The organism is Pseudomonas sp. P4_C8, assembly GCF_056401975.1.
Genome location: NZ_JBFUIH010000097.1, coordinates 1 through 3,517, shown reverse-complemented (window position 1 = coordinate 3,517; position 3,517 = coordinate 1). Strand labels below are relative to the sequence as shown.

Below are 3,517 nucleotides of genomic sequence, written 5' to 3'. Positions count from 1 at the left end.
GGGTACGACCAACGGCGACAGCCTCTGGCAGTTGGTCACCGACGCGCCGATCACCCTGGGCACCACCGGTTTGCAGTTTGAAATGATCGCGGGCGGCAGTGGGGTCGGTGTGGGCACGTTTCGCAGTGTCACCGTCGATGCCCTCGGGCGGGTGATCGCTGGCACCAACCCGACCACCCTGGACGGCTACGGCATCACCGATGCCCTGGCAGTGAGTGAAAATCTCGCTGATGTCGAGGATGTGGCTGAGGCTCGCGACAACCTTGGGCTGGGAACGGCCGCGACGGCGGACGTGCAATCCGATCTGGACGATGCCACGGTGGATGCGCTGATGAAGGTGGGCGCCTTTGGCTTGGGCGGGGCGGGTATCAGCCTGCCGGACGGTACTGACCTCAACAGCATCCGAACCAGCGGTTTTTATCGCATCGAAGGCACACCGGAAAACGGGCCATCGGGCGGCACCAACTCCGCGTTGATCGTCGGCAATGGGCGGGACGTGACGCTGCAGCTGGTCATTCAATACAACACCGGGGTGTTGTTCACGCGCGGTGGTAGTGGTTCCGGTTCGACCTGGTCCGCCTGGAAAACCCAGTGGGACAGTGGCTCACTGGTTAAACAGTCGAACGCCTGGGACTTCACGGCGGGGCGCGTATTGCTCAACGGTGCATTTGGCGTCGGAGGAGTAGCCCCCAATTTACCGGGTGATGACTTCAACGCCGCGCAGGTTGGTGGCACCTATACCTATAYGGCCGACACCCTGAACCGTCCGAACATCTCCGGCAGTGATCATGGGCTGGTGGTCCACATCGAACGATCGTTTGGCAACCTGGCCTATCAAGAGGCGCGGGTGGCGAACAGCGCGAGCGCCTACCGTTACCGAACCGGGGACTTTGCCACCGGAACCTGGGGCGACTGGCAGAGCCTGTGGGATTCCAGCAATCTGGTTAAACAAACCTCTCCCCAAGATGACACCCCAGGCCACGTACTGCTCGCAGGGGCATATGGCTGGGGTCAGGGCGGCATCCTTGTTCCGGATGGAACCGACATTGATACCCTGACGGATGCGGGGGTTTACCGGGTAACCACGGGGCCGAATATTCCAGCTGGCGCCCCGAATTCAACGTTGTTGGTGATGAAAGGGGTGGATGTCACCACTCAACTAATGATTGCCAATAGCAGCGGCACTCTCTATACGCGTGCCCTTATTTACGGCAATGCATGGGGCGCATGGTCTACCAGTTGGGATACTTCCAACTTCGACCCGGAGTTATATCAGTCTTCGTTGGGTTTTACCCCCGTGCAGCAAGGCGGGGGAACGGGTCAATCAACCAACAAAGTTTTTATTGGCTATCGGCCTGATACTGGCGATGTCGGTATACAGGTTGATGAGTTCGATTTCGGAAAAATCTGGACCGAGGTTAGCTTTAACCCAGCGTCATATCAGCCTTTGTTGGGTTTTACTCCCGTGCAACAAGGCGGGGGGGCGGGTCAGGACGCCAATAAAGTTAACATTGGCTATAGCAATGCTTTGGGCATAGTTAAAGTACAGGTTGATGCCGCTGACATGGGCGCAATGTGGACCGATGCCATCGGCACAGAAAGAGTGCGTTATTCCATCGCCGGTTTTGGTGTTGGTCAAGTCGGCACCTACGGCATGTTTCGTGCTGCTGCTGGTGGTGCTATTGCTCCCGGCTCCCTTACTGCCGGGGGCAATTTGTTCTACAGCGATGCTTACGGCCTATCGTCTCAAGGCCCACCGGCAGGTACTTGGATGTTGATGGGCGCCCTAAATAACACCGACAACTCAACCGATGACTCTGTATCCATTTATTTGAGGGTGGCTTGATGAGCTACACCCATGTATTGACCCCGCAATGGGCTGATGTGGCACACACGGCCATCAACCTGGTGCTGGTCACCAAAGAGCTGGGCGCTATTCCCTTCACGGCCACACCCGACGACTCGACCAGTTACGGCCCGGAGATCTACGCGCGTGTGGTCGCCGGTGAGTATGGCGAGATCGCCGCGTATGCGCCGCCCTCGGACGCGGCTTTGTTGCCTGCGGCACGGGCTCAGCAGCAACGGCTGATGCACGAAGCTGGCCTGGCGGTGGCGCCGCTGCAGGACGCGCTCGATCTGGGCGTGGCCACGGCCGAGCAAGTCGAGCAGTTAACTGCCTGGAAGTTCTACCGCATCGAGCTGAACGAAGTACCGCAGCAAGCGGGGTGGCCCCGGACGATTGAATGGCCGGATAAACCGGATCTGCAGACCCCCTGACGCCCCGCATTGCCGGGGCGTTTTGTTTCCCGTCAGTTAGCACACCGAACATTCCCCCAGCCTCGCCCATGCGGGGCTTTTTCATTTCTGGAGTATCACTCTATGAGTTTTTTTCACGGCGTCACCGTGACCCTGGTGGACACCGGGGCCCGGCATATCGCCACCCCGTCCGCGTCGATCATTGGTCTGTGCAACACCTTCACCGTGGGCCCGCCGGCCACGGCCGCAGCCAACGAACTGCTGCTGATCACCCGCGAAAGCGAAGCGGTCGCCGCCTGGGGCCCGGATGCGGCGATCACCCAGGACTGCAAGGCGATTTTCAAGCGGTCCAAAGCGGTGATTGTTGCTGTCGGTGTGCCGCTACTGACGGATCCGGCCGAACAGTTGTCGGCGATCATCGGCGGCGTTTGGGCCGACGGCACCCGTACCGGCATGCAGGCGTTGCTCAACGGTAAAAGCAAATTCAACGCCCAGCCACGGTTGTTGGTGACTCCGGGGTACTCGTCGACGCTGGCGGTGGGTACCGAGCTGGTGGCACTGGGCGACAAGATGCGGGCCATGGCCATCATCGACGGGCCGAACACCACCGACGAAGCCGCGATCGCCTATGCCGAAAATTTCGGCAGCAAACACGCCTACATGGTCGATCCGGGTGTGCAGTTCTGGGACACCGGAACCAGTGCCACGGTCAACGCACCCGCTTCAGCCTGGACCGCCGGCCTGTTTGCCTGGACCGATGCCACCTACGGTTTCTGGGCCTCGCCGTCGAACAAGGAGTTTGTCGGCATCACCGGCACCACGCGTCCAATCGAGTTTCTCGACGGCGATGCGTCCTGCCGGGCCAACGTGCTGAACAACGCCAACATCACCACGATCATTCGCGATGACGGCTACCGATTGTGGGGCAACCGCACGCTGTCCAGCGATGCGAAATGGAAGTTTGTCACCCGCGTGCGGACGCTGGACATCGTCATGGACGCCATCCTCTACGCGCACAAGTGGGCGGTGGACCGCTCGATCACCGCCACCTACGTCAAGGACGTGACCGAAGGCCTGCAAGCCTTCATGCGCGACCTGAAGAACCAAGGCGCCATCATCAACTTCGAGGTCTATGCCGACGAAGAGCTGAACACTTCCAGCGAACTGAGCGACGGCAAGGTGTACTGGAACATCCGTTTCACCGACGTGCCGCCGGCTGAAAACCCGAACTTCCGCGTGGAGGTGACCGATCAGTGGATCA

Annotated in this window: 3 protein-coding genes; all 3 read left to right on the top strand. The window is 60.0% G+C overall.

Features of this window, described 5'->3' with window-relative positions; translation table 11 throughout:
* Window positions 1–1,846: pyocin knob domain-containing protein (locus AC1DWM_RS29960; RefSeq protein WP_477796863.1), on the top strand; the 1,846-nt coding region annotated here is incomplete at its 5' end.
* Window positions 1,846–2,277, top strand: coding sequence for a tail fiber assembly protein (locus AC1DWM_RS29955; protein WP_477796862.1), 432 nt, complete (start codon window positions 1,846–1,848; stop codon window positions 2,275–2,277). The genes AC1DWM_RS29960 and AC1DWM_RS29955, both read left to right, overlap by 1 nt.
* 102 nt (window positions 2,278–2,379) lie before the next feature.
* Window positions 2,380–3,517 (top strand): phage tail sheath subtilisin-like domain-containing protein (locus AC1DWM_RS29950; protein WP_477796861.1); only part of this gene is annotated, 1,138 nt, incomplete at its 3' end.